This is a genomic window from Chryseobacterium sp. NRRL B-14798, from assembly GCF_050470705.1.
Taxonomy (GTDB): Bacteria; Bacteroidota; Bacteroidia; order Flavobacteriales; family Weeksellaceae; genus Chryseobacterium; species Chryseobacterium cupriresistens.
In genome coordinates this window covers 1,934,422-1,949,582 of the sequence record NZ_JBFLUL010000005.1, presented here as the reverse complement: position 1 = coordinate 1,949,582, position 15,161 = coordinate 1,934,422, and the positions used below count along the sequence as shown (strand labels likewise).

At 37.3% G+C, this 15,161-nt stretch carries 19 protein-coding genes; 5 read left to right on the top strand and 14 right to left on the bottom strand.

Annotation, left to right across the window (positions count from 1 at the left end; all coding sequences use genetic code 11):
- Positions 1 to 13: 13 nt before the first annotated feature.
- The 13 genes from AB1278_RS09160 to tpx form a co-directional block, all read right to left on the bottom strand.
- Entirely contained in the window at positions 14 to 880 is an 867-nt protein-coding gene (locus AB1278_RS09160; RefSeq protein WP_343638816.1) for a VOC family protein, read from the bottom strand.
- Between the two features lie 134 nt (positions 881 to 1,014).
- Positions 1,015 to 1,254, bottom strand: coding sequence for a hypothetical protein (locus tag AB1278_RS09155; protein WP_228432187.1), 240 nt, complete (start codon positions 1,252 to 1,254; stop codon positions 1,015 to 1,017).
- Between the two features lie 36 nt (positions 1,255 to 1,290).
- Positions 1,291 to 1,704 (bottom strand): SRPBCC family protein, encoded by a 414-nt coding sequence (locus tag AB1278_RS09150; RefSeq protein WP_429813879.1) that lies wholly within the window; start codon positions 1,702 to 1,704, stop codon positions 1,291 to 1,293.
- A gap of 79 nt (positions 1,705 to 1,783) precedes the next feature.
- Positions 1,784 to 2,215, bottom strand: coding sequence for a VOC family protein (locus AB1278_RS09145; RefSeq protein ID WP_062675266.1), 432 nt, complete (start codon positions 2,213 to 2,215; stop codon positions 1,784 to 1,786).
- A 90-nt stretch (positions 2,216 to 2,305) separates the two neighbouring features.
- Positions 2,306 to 3,082, bottom strand: coding sequence for an alpha/beta fold hydrolase (locus AB1278_RS09140; RefSeq protein ID WP_202838591.1), 777 nt, complete (start codon positions 3,080 to 3,082; stop codon positions 2,306 to 2,308).
- A 2-nt stretch (positions 3,083 to 3,084) separates the two neighbouring features.
- Positions 3,085 to 3,585, bottom strand: a complete 501-nt coding sequence (locus tag AB1278_RS09135; protein WP_343638825.1) for a DinB family protein — start codon at positions 3,583 to 3,585, stop codon at positions 3,085 to 3,087.
- 226 nt (positions 3,586 to 3,811) lie between these two features.
- Positions 3,812 to 4,273, bottom strand: coding sequence for a hypothetical protein (locus AB1278_RS09130; protein ID WP_343638828.1), 462 nt, complete (start codon positions 4,271 to 4,273; stop codon positions 3,812 to 3,814).
- A 25-nt stretch (positions 4,274 to 4,298) separates the two neighbouring features.
- The gene (locus AB1278_RS09125; RefSeq protein ID WP_202838589.1) at positions 4,299 to 4,709 is read right to left on the bottom strand and encodes a VOC family protein; all 411 of its coding nucleotides are present in this window, start codon (positions 4,707 to 4,709) and stop codon (positions 4,299 to 4,301) included.
- A 95-nt stretch (positions 4,710 to 4,804) separates the two neighbouring features.
- Positions 4,805 to 5,212: a VOC family protein gene (locus AB1278_RS09120; RefSeq protein WP_120231590.1), complete on the bottom strand. Its 408-nt coding sequence runs from the start codon at positions 5,210 to 5,212 to the stop codon at positions 4,805 to 4,807.
- A 76-nt stretch (positions 5,213 to 5,288) separates the two neighbouring features.
- Positions 5,289 to 5,879, bottom strand: coding sequence for a Crp/Fnr family transcriptional regulator (locus tag AB1278_RS09115; RefSeq protein ID WP_343638834.1), 591 nt, complete (start codon positions 5,877 to 5,879; stop codon positions 5,289 to 5,291).
- Positions 5,880 to 6,152: 273 nt separating this feature from the next.
- On the bottom strand, positions 6,153 to 7,364 hold the full coding sequence (locus AB1278_RS09110; protein ID WP_343638836.1) for a DUF763 domain-containing protein: 1,212 nt from the start codon (positions 7,362 to 7,364) through the stop codon (positions 6,153 to 6,155).
- A gap of 107 nt (positions 7,365 to 7,471) precedes the next feature.
- Complete coding sequence (locus tag AB1278_RS09105; protein ID WP_202838585.1) at positions 7,472 to 7,819, bottom strand: VOC family protein; 348 nt, start codon at positions 7,817 to 7,819, stop codon at positions 7,472 to 7,474.
- A 70-nt stretch (positions 7,820 to 7,889) separates the two neighbouring features.
- A complete protein-coding gene (gene tpx / locus AB1278_RS09100; protein WP_062675275.1) occupies positions 7,890 to 8,390 on the bottom strand; it encodes a thiol peroxidase in 501 nt (166 codons plus the stop codon).
- A gap of 359 nt (positions 8,391 to 8,749) precedes the next feature.
- Between tpx and AB1278_RS09095 the strand changes: the two genes are divergently transcribed.
- Positions 8,750 to 10,969, top strand: a complete 2,220-nt coding sequence (locus AB1278_RS09095; RefSeq protein ID WP_202838583.1) for an NADP-dependent isocitrate dehydrogenase — start codon at positions 8,750 to 8,752, stop codon at positions 10,967 to 10,969.
- Between the two features lie 5 nt (positions 10,970 to 10,974).
- Complete coding sequence (locus tag AB1278_RS09090; protein WP_202838582.1) at positions 10,975 to 12,273, top strand: hypothetical protein; 1,299 nt, start codon at positions 10,975 to 10,977, stop codon at positions 12,271 to 12,273.
- A 38-nt stretch (positions 12,274 to 12,311) separates the two neighbouring features.
- Here the strand turns inward: AB1278_RS09090 and AB1278_RS09085 are convergent, their stop codons facing one another.
- On the bottom strand, positions 12,312 to 12,650 hold the full coding sequence (locus AB1278_RS09085; protein ID WP_114821030.1) for a winged helix-turn-helix transcriptional regulator: 339 nt from the start codon (positions 12,648 to 12,650) through the stop codon (positions 12,312 to 12,314).
- A gap of 101 nt (positions 12,651 to 12,751) precedes the next feature.
- Here AB1278_RS09085 and AB1278_RS09080 point away from each other — a divergent pair, with 101 nt between their 5' ends.
- The 3 genes from AB1278_RS09080 (at position 12,752) to AB1278_RS09070 (ending at position 15,094) form a co-directional block, all read left to right on the top strand.
- Positions 12,752 to 13,498, top strand: a complete 747-nt coding sequence (locus AB1278_RS09080; protein ID WP_238349570.1) for an SDR family oxidoreductase — start codon at positions 12,752 to 12,754, stop codon at positions 13,496 to 13,498.
- Positions 13,499 to 13,670: 172 nt separating this feature from the next.
- The gene (locus AB1278_RS09075) at positions 13,671 to 14,654 is read left to right on the top strand and encodes a heme-binding domain-containing protein (RefSeq protein WP_429813868.1); all 984 of its coding nucleotides are present in this window, start codon (positions 13,671 to 13,673) and stop codon (positions 14,652 to 14,654) included.
- Positions 14,651 to 15,094, top strand: coding sequence for a hypothetical protein (locus AB1278_RS09070; protein ID WP_395974082.1), 444 nt, complete (start codon positions 14,651 to 14,653; stop codon positions 15,092 to 15,094). The genes AB1278_RS09075 and AB1278_RS09070 overlap by 4 nt, the downstream gene beginning before the upstream one ends.
- The last annotated feature ends 67 nt before the right edge of the window (positions 15,095 to 15,161 follow it).

Sequence of the window (15,161 nt, the reverse complement as noted above, 5' to 3'; positions counted from 1 at the left end):
ACGCCGAAAATATTTAAGAATTATAAGCGTCTTCCAGATCCTGAATAATAATTTTCTGCATTTTCATCATCGCCTGAACAACTTTATAGGCTTTTTCCTGGTTAGAATCATTCATCAGCTGGATGAGTCTCTTAGGAACAATCTGCCAGCTTAATCCGTATTTATCTTTCAGCCAGCCGCACATACTTTCTCTGCCACCGCCAGCAGTGAGTGTATTCCAATATTTGTCGGTTTGTTCCTGGTCATCTGTCATTACCACTAATGATATTCCTTCATTGAAGTCAAACTGGTGATCATAGGAATTATCCATACAGAATACGCTGTAATTATCGATTGTAAAATGAGCATGCTGAACATTTTCTGCCGGTTCCGGAATGTTATGTCCTTCGCTCCCTGCTCCGTAGGTCAATATATTTCCGATGCTTGAATTGGGAAAAGTTTTCGTGTAAAGTTCCATTGCTTCTTTGGCTTTTCCGTTATTTCCATGGATAAACATCAAGGTAGGAATTATTTTCTGATCGCTTGCTTTTTCTCCCAGAAACAACTGCCATGTTACGCCATATTTATCCTGAACCCATCCGTATTTCGGGCTCCATGAGTAAGATCCCAGTTCCATCAAAGCTATTCCGCCATCCAGTAACTGATCCCAGTATTTTTGAACTTCATCTTCTGTTTCACAGATTACCATAAAAGAGATGGAAGCATTTTTTTTGAATTGAGGGCCTCCATTCAGAAGCATAATTCTCTGTCCAAACAAATCAATATTCATGACAACAGGAGTATCTGCAGTGATTTCGCCTCCGAAAACCTTACAATAAAATTCGGCTGACTGCTTGGCGTCTCCATCATACCAGAGACATGGGAAAATATCGTTATTCATAATTTTAATTTTTAAAAAGGGTGATGTATTTTTAACTTTCTATACAGCAAAAACAGATCTTATGCCTTTGCTTTTAAACGATACCAATCCGTTTTACTGCAATGACACTGCAAAATTTTTCAGTTGTATATATATTATGCTTCTTTAAAGCAGACCTGATTTTCTTTCATGTAATTCTTCAGTTTCATCATCGCATTTTTACCGAAACCATGCAGCTGCATAATTTCTTTTTCGGAATAATCTGAAAGTTTTTCCAAAGAATTTATTTTTTCTTTTTCTAAGGCTTTTCTAGCAGGTATTGCAATAACTCCGTGAAGGAATTGCTCTGCAGAGTCATAATTAAAAGCATACATAGAGTTTAAACTCTTTGACATGATAACTAGATTGATCATGGCTACAAAAAAATATTGTTAATGATTCTCAACATATTTGTGGAAGTTGTTGAGAATAGCATACCAGCCATCCCGCTGCATTTCCACAGAATTTTGTTTTTCCGGATCGAAAATTTCAATCACTTTCGTTGTATTCTCATCTATCTTATCAAATACAACTTCAACTTTTCGTCCGTCCTCAAGGTGATACCTAATGATCTCATAAGGAATAATCTCATCATATACGCCTTCAAAATCGAATCCGAAGCTTTTGTCTTTTGCTTCCATTCTGTTTTTGAATTTGCCTCCTACTACAAGGTTATTTTCAGAACTAGGACAGTGCCAGGTTTCATGGGCGAAATTCCATTTCGTAATGTGCTTGGGTTCATTGAAATAATTCCAAACCTTCTCCACCGGTGCTAAAATTGTGATGTCTATTTTAATTGGATCCATAGTTCTATATTTTTAAAAGTTTAAATAAAGAGCTGCCCAAAAATGAGCATCTCTTTATTATCATTAGTTAAATATAAGATTATTTTGCAGATTCTTCATTATAGTTCACCATCCAATGAACACCATACTTATCCTGAAAACATCCGAAGTAGTCTCCCCAGAACTGATCTTCAATAGGCATTTCCACGTTTCCGCCATCAGAAAGTTCTTTAAAAATCCTGTCTGCTTCGCTTTTTGAATCAGGGAAAATAGACACATAATTATTATTTCCTACGGTAAGAGTCTGCCCGAATGCCGGTACAATATCGGAGGCCATTAACAGGTCCCCACCTACAGGCAGAGCGATGTGCATTACTCTGTTTTTTTCTTCTTCCGAAAGGTTTTCTGTTCCGGGAGCATTTCCCATTTTATGAATTCCACCAACGAATTCACCACCGAAAACACTTTTGTAAAAATTGAACGCTTCTTCAGCTGTTCCATCAAAATTTAGGTATGGATTTAATTTAGCCATGATTTTTAATTTTAAAGTTATTATTATAAAATATTGTTTCTACTGTTGATCCATTAAGGATTAATTAATTTACTATGAATAAAAAAACGCTTAATGGTTTAAAAATTTTTCTACTTCCCTGACGGTAAAGTCTATTAAGTTGGCATCAATACTTCCATCAAAGTCCGGCATCATATAAATACCATGAGTTGCGGGAAGTATCAATAACCGGGAGCCTTTCACCAACCGCCACATTTCGGCAGTATGTTCCGGCTTCATCACATCCTGATCGCCGCTGATAAATAATGCAGGTGATTTGATTGACCTCAGCACTTCATCATTCCAGTCCTGAAAAGTCTGCATCCTTGTACAATCTTTCTCAAAAAGGTTTTCAAGCTTTGAGAAATCAGGATTGAGGCTTAAGAAATTAATTTTAAAAGGTTCAGGCATTGATTCAAAAGTTGCTTCCTGCATTCCTTCAAAAAAGCCGTCTATCATTCCGCTTCTTTTATAAAAAGCAGAGGCAATCACTAATTTCTCAACAATTCCTGGATGACGATGCCCAATCTGCATTACGGTACTTCCTCCATTACTGAATCCCCAGAATGAAGCTTTTTCAATGTTAAGTTCTGCCAAAAGTCCTGCAACATCGTCTGCATCCTGTTCAAATGTTTCAGGAATATCGCGGTGTTCACTTCTGCCATGGTTTTGTAAATCGATTCCTATCAGCTGGAACTTGCCTTCCAGCCTTGCAATGACTTCTTTAAAATCATAAAGCATTGAAGAGCCACCGCCATGGATTAAAACCACAGGTTTTCCTGATCCGTAGATCTCGTAATATAATTGGATTCCGTTGACTTTTTTATAGCCTTTTTCTACTGGATTCATTATTAATATTTAAGATTTTCGTCCACATCATATTTCATTCCCGGATAATCCAAAATTCTGCGCATGAGACCTATCTGTCCGCAGAGATAGTCTTCACGGCCGATACACATTCCGACAAAATTGAGTTTTGTTTCTTTAATGAAAGGGATGTTCATTCCTATTTCAAATATTTCATCCAGCTCTTCATCGGTTACTTCATGAAGTTTTTGAAAGACTTTAGCTGAAATTGTATGAAAGTTTTCTTTCAGTTCAGCCAAGGTTGGATATTTTAAACTTTCATTCAATGCTTTTCCCTGGAAAAACAAATCATTGTAAGGGTCTTCTCCCTGAAGTCCAAGTACTGAACCTAATCCGTAGCGCATGTTGACAAAGTTTCCTGCCATCCATACGATATGATTGGTTTTATTTTCAATTCTTTTCAAGGCGTCTTCTTCCGAAATGCCGTCCAAAACGTTCATAAAGCTTTGGGAATGCATTCTGTAAGCCGGAATAACGAGCTCCATTTTTTTTGATTTTGGTGTGTTCATTTTTAATCAGAGATTAGAAGTTAGAAATTAGAGGTTAGTAGGTTGGAGAAACGTAAAGGCGCTAAGAGTTTTACAAACTATGCTTTTTTAAGTCGCAAGGATTTTGTCTGCGATAAAATTATACTCATCTGAAAAGGTAATACTCATATTTCAGCGATGCACCTGTCATTCCGAGCGAAGTAAGGAGTCTAAAAATAGCATGCTATTTTATAGCACCCGGTTTTCCTAAAATTCTGCGGAGATAACCCAGCTGCCCACTGTGATAGATTTCATGAAGGCTTAGGGTTGATATATCTTTAATCATTTCAGGTTTAAAACTATCAAGCGTGCTGAGCTTTGCTTCCAGCTTATCCTGGGATTGTTTAAGATAGGATTTTAAATCTTCAAAACTAATCAATTTATCTTGATGATCTAAAGCAATTTCACCCCTGTTATAGAAAGAAAATTTTTCACTATCCCAGACAGATTCTTCTCCTAAAATATTCAGTAAGGGATTTCTGATGTAAATTAAATGTCCAAGGATCCAGTTCATACAATTGGCTTCACCATTGGGAAAAATCATAGATTCTTCGTGGGTAATACCATCGATATTCATCGTAATCACAAAATAATTACTGGTTATCTGATTTTTTATGATTTCTATATCGTTTGATTGTGTTTCCATATGATATATTTTGTGGTGTTATGGATTATTCTGCAGGGATCTGAGAGGCATCACCATGCATTACTTCCCACTGATGGCCGTTGATATCAGCAAAACTGCTTTGATACATCCATCCGTAATCTACAGGCTCACTGTATTTTGAACCTCCGTTTTCGATCGCTGTTTTTACCATACCGTCTACTTCTTCCCGGCTGTTTACCCCGATGGCCAGAAGTACCTGTGTTGTATCTCCTTTAGCAAAAGGTCTGTTGGTAAAGGTTTGAAAGAACTCTTCTTTGAGAAACATGGTGTAGATATGATTTTCTTTCATGACTACACATATGGCCTTATCATCTGAAAACTGTTCATTAATAGAAAAGCCAAGCTTCGTCCAGAATTCTCTGGTTTTTTGAACGTCTTTTACAGGTAAATTGACGTAAATATCTGTAATATTCATTTTGTAAATTTTAGTGGTGATTGTTATCCAAAATTACCGGGATTCGGTAAGAATGTGCTTGCCATAGGGCAAGATTTATTTTTTATTTGGATTAATTATTCAGCAGGCATTTGAGACATATCTGCAAAAGTAATATTCCAGCCATGCCCATCCGGATCCCAGAAAGAATTCTGGTACATCCATCCGTAATCCTGGGGCTCTTCGTGCTGTCGTGCTCCGTTATCTACAGCAGTATTTACTATTTTATCTACTTCTTCACGGCTGTTCAAACCTACCGCTACAAGAACCTGACTGGTATTTTCTTTGGCAACAGGTTTATTGGTGAAGGTCATAAAATAATCTTCCTGGAGAAACATCACATAGATGGTATCATTCAAAACAACACAGGTTGCTTTATCATCAGAGAATTGTTCATTGATAGAAAAACCTACCTTAGTCCAGAATTCTTTGGTTTTCTGTACATCTTTTACCGGAAGGTTCACATAAATTTGATTGACTTTCATTTTTGTAATTTTAGTGTTAAATTGTAATCCAAAATTACCGAGGTGCAATGAAAATCTACTTGTCATAGGGCAAGATTTAATTTTTCTTAGGGTGGGAAACGATTTCTTTACGGATACGACTGAGAGAAGTGTCTGTAACTCCAAGATAGGAAGCAATTTGTTTCAAGGGCGCCAATTGTATGACTTTAGATTTCTGCTCCAGCAGATTCAGGTATCTTCTGGTCGCAGAAAGGGTAAACATTTCTACAGATCTTTGTTTGTAGGCAAAAAGTTCCTGAGACATCCACGATCTTCCCCATTCCCTGAGGTTGGGGATTTTATGGAACAACTCCTGGAAGGTATCATAATCCAGCCTCCAGCACTCGCAGTCTGTAATACAAACGATATTTTCCTGAGACGGAACCCGCTGAAACATTGACAACACCTCAATGATGACTTCATTTTCTACAAAAAAGTGGGTAGTTACTTCATTTCCATTGAAATCATTAACATAGGAACGCGCCAATCCGCTTTCAAGAATATAATATTCATTGGCCGTTTTTCCTTCCTCAAGAATGAAGTCACCTTTCTGGAAAGATCTTTTTTCATGAGCCTGGAATATTTCAGCAAGCTCTTCGGGGAAAAAAAAGGGGAAATCATAGCAGGTTTCTAAAGCTTTATTGGTCATTTGGTGTCAATTTTTTAAGTCTTTAAAAGTAAAATTTTTAATTGAATTCAGAGCAAAAAATATTAAACAAAGCGTTGAATGTTTTTATCAAAAACACATACCCTATTGAATTAAAAGCATTTCAAATATTTTTGTTTTTAAACAGCCATTTGAAACATACGATATATGACCACCCCGTCAAAAATTCTTTGAATTTTCGCCACCCCTCCAAAGGATGGGAATAACTACCTGCCGATAATAGTAATCGTAAACTTTTTAAAAGAAATAGAAAGCTTAAAATAAGGAAAGCTGTATTGATTTGGGAGCAGTGGGTTTCTGGGCATCGCCGAATACCGTTTTTCCGCCAAAGCGCCAGGAATTCTGTCTTTCATCTTCAATCACCTGCTGAATATCAAAATCCGGAGTGAAATCTTTTTCTGCTTTTGTTATGATCTCATGAAGTTTATTTAAAGAATTCAGCTTATCAGAATTTCCAAGTTTGGATTTTTCAATCCCTTTTCTCAGGATGCTGATACTTTCATCATACGTATTGATCGGCACCGGGAAAGGGTGTCCGTCTTTACCGCCATGAGCAAAGGAAAACCTTGCCGGGTCTGCAAATCTTGACGGCGCTCCGTGAATCACTTCACTGACCAGAGCCAAAGACTGCATGGTTCTTGGCCCTACTCCTTCCAGCATCAGCAGATCTTCAAAATTCTGTGGCTGCTGTTCTCTGGTAACATATAAAAGTGCTCCCAGTCTTTTCAAATCAACATCAGAAGCCTGAACATCATGGTGGGCAGGAAGAATCAGTCTTGCAAAATCTTTCATCACTTCCGCAGAATCGGTGTGGGAAATATCCAGAATTCCTTTCCTGTTCTCTGAAGCTTCAGTATCGGTAAGGTTAAGAATTCTTCCTCTTGAAATCCCATTGATTCCTGTGTGCGGCTGTTCTACAAAAGAGGTAATGTTTTCCGAGTGCCAGTGATAACGTCTTGCTGTTCCGTCAAATTCATGCATTCCCTGCTGAATGACGCTCCAGTTTCCATTGTCTGAAAGAATGAAATTGTGAAGATACAACTGATAGCCATCCTGAATGGCTGTATTATCTACTTTTGCAGAAAGCTTGCTGGCTCTTACCAGTTCTGTTCCGTCCAATCCGGTTTTATCTGCAATTTTAATTAACTCTGATGGAGTTTCGCGGGAAAACTTCCCTTTTCCGCCACAGATATAAAGTCCCAGCGATTGAGAATTTGGGTTAACAGAACGTTTTAAAGCTCCCATAACGGAAGTGGTAATCCCTGAAGAATGCCAGTCCATTCCCATCACGGCTCCAAAGCTCTGGAACCAGAATGGATCTGCCAAACGACGTAAGACCTCGTCTTTACCGTAATCCATGAGAATGACTTCAATAATGGAAAGCCCCAGAACAGACATGCGTTCATACAGCCATGGCGGTACTTTGCCATAGTGAAGAGGTAAATCTGCTGTTCCTGATCGTTTCATTCTATTATCAAACTGTAAAGGTAAGTTTTATTCATCTTATTATTTAATGATCCGGATCATTAATAATGTTTAATTACGGTAAAACATACGGATCCATAAAACCGTTTTTATTGGTGAGACAGTATATTAATCAGCTTATCAAATGGATCTATAACGAAAAATCTTCGTACTCCCCATTCTTCATGGGTAAGTTCATAAGTGATTTCAAAGCCTGCCTTTTTCATTTTATCATAGATTTCATCCACATTATCCACTTCAATGGAAAGATCTGGAACTTCTGTATCGTTTCCACCCTGTTCAGCAAAGCTGATCTGAGCTTTGGCTTCTTCCTCATTACCCAATGTTTTAATCCAGCCATGATCCATCAAAACCTCCAGTCCCAGAATATCCTGATAAAACCGGCTGGCTTTGGAAATAGTATTCGTTTTAATATTGACTACGATTCTTTTTACCATGTTCAAATTTTTTAATTAAAAAAGCCTTGCAAAATCATATTCACAAGGCTTTTCTACAAAAATTATTTTATTATTTCAATGCTGCAAGAGCGGCATCGTAATTAGGTTCATTAGCAATTTCCGGAACCTGCTCAGTATATACTACTTTATTGTTTTCGTCAGTAACGATCACGGCACGGCTCAGTAATCCTTTCATAGGAGAATCTGCGATGGTCACTTCATAATCGTCCCCAAAGCTGCTTCTGAAGTCTGAAAGTGTTTCTACATTATTCAATCCTTCTGCCGCGCAGAATCTTCCTAATGCAAATGGAAGGTCTTTAGAAACATTGATGATCACCGTATTATCAAGCTTTGAAGCTTCCTCATTGAATTTTCTGGAAGAAGCGGCACAGGTAGGGGTATCAATGCTTGGGAAAATATTGAATACTTTTTTCTTTCCGTCAAAATTTTGAAGTGTTTTTACATTTAATCCTGAATCTACCAATGCAAAGTCTTTTACAGTGGTTCCTACTGATGGTAATGCTCCTATTGTGTGTACTTCGTTTCCTTTTAAAGTGATTGTCGTTGACATAATATTTATTTTTTTATTTTTTCAAATGTAATCAAAAAAGAAAATTTTTCCGGTTTTATTATGGTTAAATTAATCTTAAAGTGAAAATAAAAAATATCTTATTGATAATCAGTTTTATCAGAGATAATTATTATGTAGCTGCAGACTTACAAAAGCCTGATTGTAAGGACAAAAAGTTCAGCCTCTGAACATTATAAAATTATTTCTAAAATAAATGTACCCGGAAGGTGAACATAAATTAAGCAGATATCAATATAAAGACTCAAAAGCCTCTTTTTTTTATGGAAATATCTTAAATAAAACAATGATATTTACTAAATTTGTGGGACTTAAAATTTCAAATAAAAAATAACAGTATAATGTCAGAAAAATCAAAAATCTATTACACACTTACTGATGAAGCTCCAATGCTGGCTACTCACTCGTTTTTACCTATCGTAAAAGCTTTTACAAAATCAGCAGATATCGAAATCGCAGTACCGGACATTTCTTTGGCAGGAAGAATTTTAGCCAACTTTCCTGAGTTTTTGAAAGACGACCAAAAGATCGGTGATGCTTTGGCAGAACTTGGAGAATTGGCAACAAAACCTGAAGCCAACATCATTAAGTTACCGAACATTTCTGCTTCTGTACCTCAATTGGATGCAGCGATTGCGGAATTACAAGGTAAAGGTTTCGCAGTTCCAAACTATCCTGCAGAACCTAAAAATGACGAAGAAAAAGCGATCAAAGCTAAATATGCCAAGGTATTAGGAAGTGCTGTAAACCCTGTATTAAGAGAAGGAAACTCTGACAGACGTGCTCCAAAAGCTGTTAAAAACTATGCAAAAGCTAATCCTCACAGAATGGGTGATTGGGCATCTGACAGCAAAACTGATGTGGCTCACATGAACAATGGTGATTTCTATGGTACAGAAACTTCTACAACTTTAGAAAACGCTACAAAATACAGAATCGTATTTAAAGGAAATGACGGTTCTGAATATGTTTTAAAAGACTACGCAGGTCTTCAGGCTGGTGAAGTAATTGATTCTTCTGTTATGAACTTAAAGGCATTGAAAGCATTCGTTCAGGAAGCTATCGAGGAAGCTAAGAAAAGAAATGTACTTCTTTCTGCTCACCTTAAAGCAACGATGATGAAAATCTCTGACCCAATCATTTTCGGGGCTATCGTTGAGACTTTCTTCAAAGAAGTATTTACAAAATATGCTGAGACTTTCAAGTCTTTAGATATCAATCCAAATAACGGTCTTGCTGATCTTTTCGAAAAAATCAAAGGAAACGCTCAGGAAGCTGACATTAAAGCTGATATTGAAAAAGCTCTTGCTGAAGGACCTAGAGTAGCAATGGTAAATTCTGACAAAGGAATTACTAACTTCCACGTACCTTCTGACATCATCGTCGATGCCTCTATGGCTGCCCTTGTAAGAGGAGGAGGTAAAATGTGGAACAAAGACGGACATGAGGAAGATACCGTTTGTATTATTCCGGACCGTTCTTATGCTGGTTTCTATCAATCTGTGATTGATGATATGAAAGCGCACGGAAAATTAGACCCTACCACTATGGGATCTGTTCCAAACGTAGGTTTAATGGCTCAGAAAGCTGAAGAATATGGTTCTCACGATAAAACTTTCCAATTGTCAGCTGACGGAACTGTAGAAGTTCAGGATGAAGCCGGAAACGTTCTTCTTTCTCAGAAAGTAGAAAAAGATGATATCTTCAGAATGTGTCAGACTAAAGATGCTCCTATCCAGGACTGGGTAAAATTAGCGGTAAACAGATCAAGATTATCTGATACTCCTGCTATCTTCTGGTTAGACAAAGGAAGAGCTCACGACAGAGAAATCATCAAAAAAGTAGAGAAATATCTTGCTGATCACGATACAACAGGTCTTGACATCAGAATCCTTGATGTAAAAGACGCTATGACTGAAACATTGAAGAGAGCAAGAGAAGGTAAAGATACAATCTCAGTTTCCGGAAACGTATTGAGAGATTATTTAACTGACCTTTTCCCAATCCTTGAGCTTGGTACTTCTGCAAAAATGCTTTCTATCGTTCCATTGATGAATGGTGGTGGTTTATTTGAAACTGGTGCCGGAGGTTCTGCTCCAAAACATATTGAGCAGTTCCTGGAAGAAGGATACCTAAGATGGGATTCTCTGGGTGAATTCTTAGCACTTCAGGCTTCTTTAGAGCATCTTGCACAAACTCAAGGGAATACAAAATCTCAGGTTTTAGCTGATGCATTGGATGAAGCTAACGCTAAATTCTTAGCTACAGATAAATCTCCTGCAAGAAAAGTAGGTCAGATAGACAACAGAGGTTCTCACTTCTATTTAGCAATGTATTGGGCTGAAGCGTTGGCGAACCAGACTGCTGATGCTGAACTGGCTGCTCAGTTTGCTCCTGTTGCTCAGGCAATGCAGGAAAATGAAGAAGTAATCAATGCTGAATTAATTGGTGCTCAGGGTAAACCTCAAAACATTGAAGGTTACTACAAAGCTGATACATATAAAACATATGCAGCCATGAGACCTAGCACTGTTTTAAATGAAATTATTGACGGAATCTAAAATTTATGAAAAAAACTATAACCCTATTATTTGCTTATTTATCAATATTTTCATGCAGCAGTTCAAACGATGATATTACGGAGGTGGTCACAGTAACACCTCCTGTTATTGAAAATAAGATTAATTTAACTTCAACTTACAGTGGTACCACTGAAACGGTAAGTTTAAAATGGACACTCAGCGGAGATGCCACTTATAATCATTATAAAATTGTAAGAAGTGATTCTCAAAATGGGATACAATCCGAAATTGGTAATAGCTATCCGAATCAGTTTACATTTACTTCAGCCGTACCATTTAACCCTTATGTAGAATATCAGGTTATTGGTATTAAGGCTAATGGTGAAGAGGTTAAAAGTAACATTATAAAAATTGAAAGACCTGAGATCAAATTGGTTAATCTTAAAACTTTTGATGCCCAATTTGATAAAAACTCCGGAAAGCTATACCTATTAGATACGGATGGGAAAATTGCTATTTATGATGTAAATACAAACTCTGTTACCCATCAGATCAGCACAAATGCAACTTTAGGCTACTCTGATATTGGAACCTATAATGGAAGTGTAGAACTATATGTTCCCAGAAATGATGGTTGGGTAGATATTTATGATGGAAATGACCTGACATTGAAAGCTCAGGTGAGTTTCGGAATGCCGCTCATCAGTACTGTTTATCATAACGGTATACTTTACGGTTCTTCAAATAGTAATAGCAGTTCCAGTGTGATTAAATCAGCAAGCAGAGCTACAAAAGCTATAATTTCTCAATCACCTCAGCTTTATTATAATAGTGGAAGGATGAGAAAAGCTGTAGGGACTTCTGTGCAATTATATACCATAACACAGAATATTTCACCTGTAGATATGGATCTTTATAATTTTGATCTTAATGGTAATTACATAAGTCATCAGGACGATACTTATCATGGAGATCACCCACTTAATTACAGGATATTTGAAGCATTTCCTGATGGAAGAATCATTACGGCAAGTTCAGGTTCTGTCTATAATTCGCAAATGATTTATCAGAATGATCTGCCTTCCGGAAATTCCAAGCTTTCAAGTTTTGATTTTGATGGTAACAGTATTATTGCAGGAACCACAAGTAAGACCATTGAGCTTTACAACATCAATTCTTACACAAAAACCAAGACAATCAATACAAAGAGATATCCTTATAAAGTGTTCAGCTACAATAATAAGGTAGTCTGTGTAAGTTCAGTTACTCAACTCAACGTTCAGTCTTATGATTATTCGGGAATAATTCCTGACAATATAATGATCGAAATTTTTGACAAATAATTATAAACCTCTCCTTTGTGAGAGGTTTTTTATTGGCATTATTTCCTATCTTCCACAATTACTCTTCTATGCTCCCTGCCCCAGTTGATCATTTCCTGAATGATATTTCCAAAGGTTCGGCAGTATTCTGTGGGTTCATATTCTATTAAAACAGGAGTTTCGGGATAAACGGTGCGTTTTAGCAGTTTATTCAGTTCCATATCTTTCAGTTCTTTAGAAAGCATTCTGGTGGTAATTCCGGGAATACTCCTTTCAATTTCCCTGAAGCGTCTGTTCCCGTTACACAGTGAATTGATGACAGGAATCCGCCATTTGCCTCCGATAAAATAAAGGGTATCCTGTAATGCTCTGAGTTCTTCGTTCTGGTCTCTTTCCATAATTGCAAAGTTAAGTGATATCACGAATGATACTGGTATACTCTGTGATACTGGTTACAAAAGTATACCATTTTGAAATAACTTTGTCAAAAAATTTTACAATGAAAAAATTCAGTAACAAACTGGCTATCGTAACAGGAGGAAACAGCGGGATCGGATTCGCTGCAGCAAAAGAACTTATTTCAGAAGGAGCAACCGTGATCATTACCGGAAGGCGAAAAGAAGCTGTAGAAAAAGCAGCCCGCGAACTTGGTGCCATTCCGTTTATCTCAGATCAGGCTAACCTTAACGATATTGATCTTTTAAAAGAAAATATTGAGAAACAATTCGGGAAAATAGACATCCTTTTTATCAATGCAGGAATTACAGGTACGTTGACTCCGATTGAAGATATGGATACCGAAAATTTTGATCAGGTCATGAACATCAATTTCAGGGGAGCTTACTTTACATTAAGCAAATTCATTCCATTATTAAACGATGGTGCTTCTGTCATCTTTTTATCTTCTATTGTGGCTTCTACCTATAAACCCAACAGTTCCGCTTATCAGGCAAGCAAGGCAGCATTGAACTCCATTGCAAAAACAGCCGCCGCAGAATTAGCTCCAAGAAAAATCAGAGTGAATATGATAAGTCCGGGTCCGATAAAAACAGAAATCATGAGTAAAGCAGGCCTGGATGAAGAAACTTTGAAAAATATCCAAAACCATCTCATAGAACAGATTCCAATGAAGAAAATGGGAACCGCTGAAGAGATTGCCAAACTGGTTACTTATTTAGCCGACAACGATTCTTCCGGGTATGTCACCGGAACTGAAATTGTGATAGATGGTGGTATTACTTTATAAACAACAGATTTAATCAAATCCCGGTAATTGTGTTACCGGGATTTTTCTTGTAGATTTTCGGGGTTAAAAATTCCGGATTCGCCTTTTGATTTGTCCAGCTCGGACAGTTTTCCGTTTCACAGCATGTACTACCCGCCTACTTTTGATCCAGAAAAATAAAACAATACTCATTATGGATACCGTAAAGAAAAAAAGAAATCCCATTGCCATCGTATTTCTGGCTATACTAGGTGTTTTCGGAGGGTTGCAGCTATTCAGTAAACCTTTGGAAGGAAAACCGGTTACAGGAAAAATTGAAGCCCCAAAGGAAGTGATCAGTATTCTTGAAAACTCATGTTTCAGCTGTCATTCCAATCAGCAGAATTTAAGCTGGTATGATAAACTTGCTCCTGTTTCCTGGGCTGTGAACAAAGATATCAAAAGAGCCAGAGAAGTCCTGAACTTCTCAGAATGGGAAAAGTTATCTCCTGCAGAACATCAGGGAAAAATGTACGCTATTCTCAATATGATGCAAAGTGGTAAAATGCCTCTCCATGAGTACACCCTTCTGCATCCCTCAGCCAGGATTACAGCAAAAGATATTGAAACGATCAAAAAATATACACTTTCATTATCCTCAGCAGGTCCTTCTGTTCAAAAAAAGATTGAGACACCTCAGGTATCATCCTCTGTACTAGATCCGGCATCAACCAATTTCCCGGTTTCTCCCAACGGTGTTCGATACACCGATGATTTTAAAAACTGGAAAGTCATCAGCATGAGTACGCTGTTTGATAACTCTATCCGTGTAATTTATGGAAATGATATTGCGGTAAAGGCTGTGGAAACTGAGAACTTTCATCCGTGGCCGGACGGAAGTGTGGTAGTAAAATCCGTATGGAAACAAGAAGAGCTTCCGGATGGAGAAATCAGACCCGGAAAGTTTATCAATGCGCAGTTTATGGTAAAAGATCCCAGACAATATAAAGATACAGAGGGTTGGGGATTTGCAAAATTTTCCGGAGATGATCTTTATCCGACAGGAAAAACCGCTTCCTTCGCCAAAGAATCCTGCATTGCCTGCCACAGACAACTCGCTGAAAAAACAGGATATCTGTTTGATGTTCCCATGAAAGTAAATACCCAAAGACTCATTCAAAATTTACAGAAAAAATGAAAAATACCATCCTGATCTTATTGGTAAGCCTTGTTTCTCTTACCGCCTGCAGTAAAGAAAACAGTGATATGAATAATGGCCTTTCAAGGGTTGTTTTTGACCCGGGACCTCTCAAATTTATCTCTAATTCTTTAAATCCTAAAAAAGAAACTATGTCTGCCTTATATGGGAACGAAAAAGCACTGGTATCTTTAACAAAAGAAATCCAAACCCCTGAAGCAGGTTCTGTGATGAAACTGGTAACCTGGAAGTATCATGATAATCCTCAATATATCGGAGGAACCATCACCGGAGAATTGGTAAGTATTGAAACTGTTCAGGCTGATCATTCTGGAAAGGTTTCCTATGATATAAAAAATAGTCTACCACAAAACAGCTCACCCAATAAAGAAGAAAGAATACAGTATTTTATGAGTTACCGCCCTGTAAACAGGCCTTAATAAAAAACTACAGTTTCACTTTTTATCATAATATTTTAAATAAAAAAGGTTAATTTAACCTTTTCAA

What these genes read in the sequence shown, in the direction of transcription:
- AB1278_RS09070 (WP_395974082.1), top strand. Translation starts at nt 14,651, where the DNA reads ATGAAAAATACCATCCTGATCTTATTGGTAAGCCTTGTTTCTCTTACC.
- AB1278_RS09135 (WP_343638825.1), bottom strand. Translation starts at nt 3,585, where the DNA reads ATGGAGCTCGTTATTCCGGCTTACAGAATGCATTCCCAAAGCTTTATG.
- AB1278_RS09130 (WP_343638828.1), bottom strand. Translation starts at nt 4,273, where the DNA reads ATGGAAACACAATCAAACGATATAGAAATCATAAAAAATCAGATAACC.
- AB1278_RS09115 (WP_343638834.1), bottom strand. Translation starts at nt 5,879, where the DNA reads ATGACCAATAAAGCTTTAGAAACCTGCTATGATTTCCCCTTTTTTTTC.
- AB1278_RS09120 (WP_120231590.1), bottom strand. Translation starts at nt 5,212, where the DNA reads ATGAAAGTCAATCAAATTTATGTGAACCTTCCGGTAAAAGATGTACAG.
- AB1278_RS09145 (WP_062675266.1), bottom strand. Translation starts at nt 2,215, where the DNA reads ATGGCTAAATTAAATCCATACCTAAATTTTGATGGAACAGCTGAAGAA.
- AB1278_RS09105 (WP_202838585.1), bottom strand. Translation starts at nt 7,819, where the DNA reads ATGGTAAAAAGAATCGTAGTCAATATTAAAACGAATACTATTTCCAAA.
- AB1278_RS09110 (WP_343638836.1), bottom strand. Translation starts at nt 7,364, where the DNA reads ATGAAACGATCAGGAACAGCAGATTTACCTCTTCACTATGGCAAAGTA.
- AB1278_RS09090 (WP_202838582.1), top strand. Translation starts at nt 10,975, where the DNA reads ATGAAAAAAACTATAACCCTATTATTTGCTTATTTATCAATATTTTCA.
- AB1278_RS09085 (WP_114821030.1), bottom strand. Translation starts at nt 12,650, where the DNA reads ATGGAAAGAGACCAGAACGAAGAACTCAGAGCATTACAGGATACCCTT.
- tpx (WP_062675275.1), bottom strand. Translation starts at nt 8,390, where the DNA reads ATGTCAACGACAATCACTTTAAAAGGAAACGAAGTACACACAATAGGA.
- AB1278_RS09075 (WP_429813868.1), top strand. Translation starts at nt 13,671, where the DNA reads ATGGATACCGTAAAGAAAAAAAGAAATCCCATTGCCATCGTATTTCTG.
- AB1278_RS09160 (WP_343638816.1), bottom strand. Translation starts at nt 880, where the DNA reads ATGAATAACGATATTTTCCCATGTCTCTGGTATGATGGAGACGCCAAG.
- AB1278_RS09080 (WP_238349570.1), top strand. Translation starts at nt 12,752, where the DNA reads ATGAAAAAATTCAGTAACAAACTGGCTATCGTAACAGGAGGAAACAGC.
- AB1278_RS09095 (WP_202838583.1), top strand. Translation starts at nt 8,750, where the DNA reads ATGTCAGAAAAATCAAAAATCTATTACACACTTACTGATGAAGCTCCA.
- AB1278_RS09150 (WP_429813879.1), bottom strand. Translation starts at nt 1,704, where the DNA reads ATGGATCCAATTAAAATAGACATCACAATTTTAGCACCGGTGGAGAAG.
- AB1278_RS09140 (WP_202838591.1), bottom strand. Translation starts at nt 3,082, where the DNA reads ATGAATCCAGTAGAAAAAGGCTATAAAAAAGTCAACGGAATCCAATTA.
- AB1278_RS09155 (WP_228432187.1), bottom strand. Translation starts at nt 1,254, where the DNA reads ATGTCAAAGAGTTTAAACTCTATGTATGCTTTTAATTATGACTCTGCA.
- AB1278_RS09125 (WP_202838589.1), bottom strand. Translation starts at nt 4,709, where the DNA reads ATGAATATTACAGATATTTACGTCAATTTACCTGTAAAAGACGTTCAA.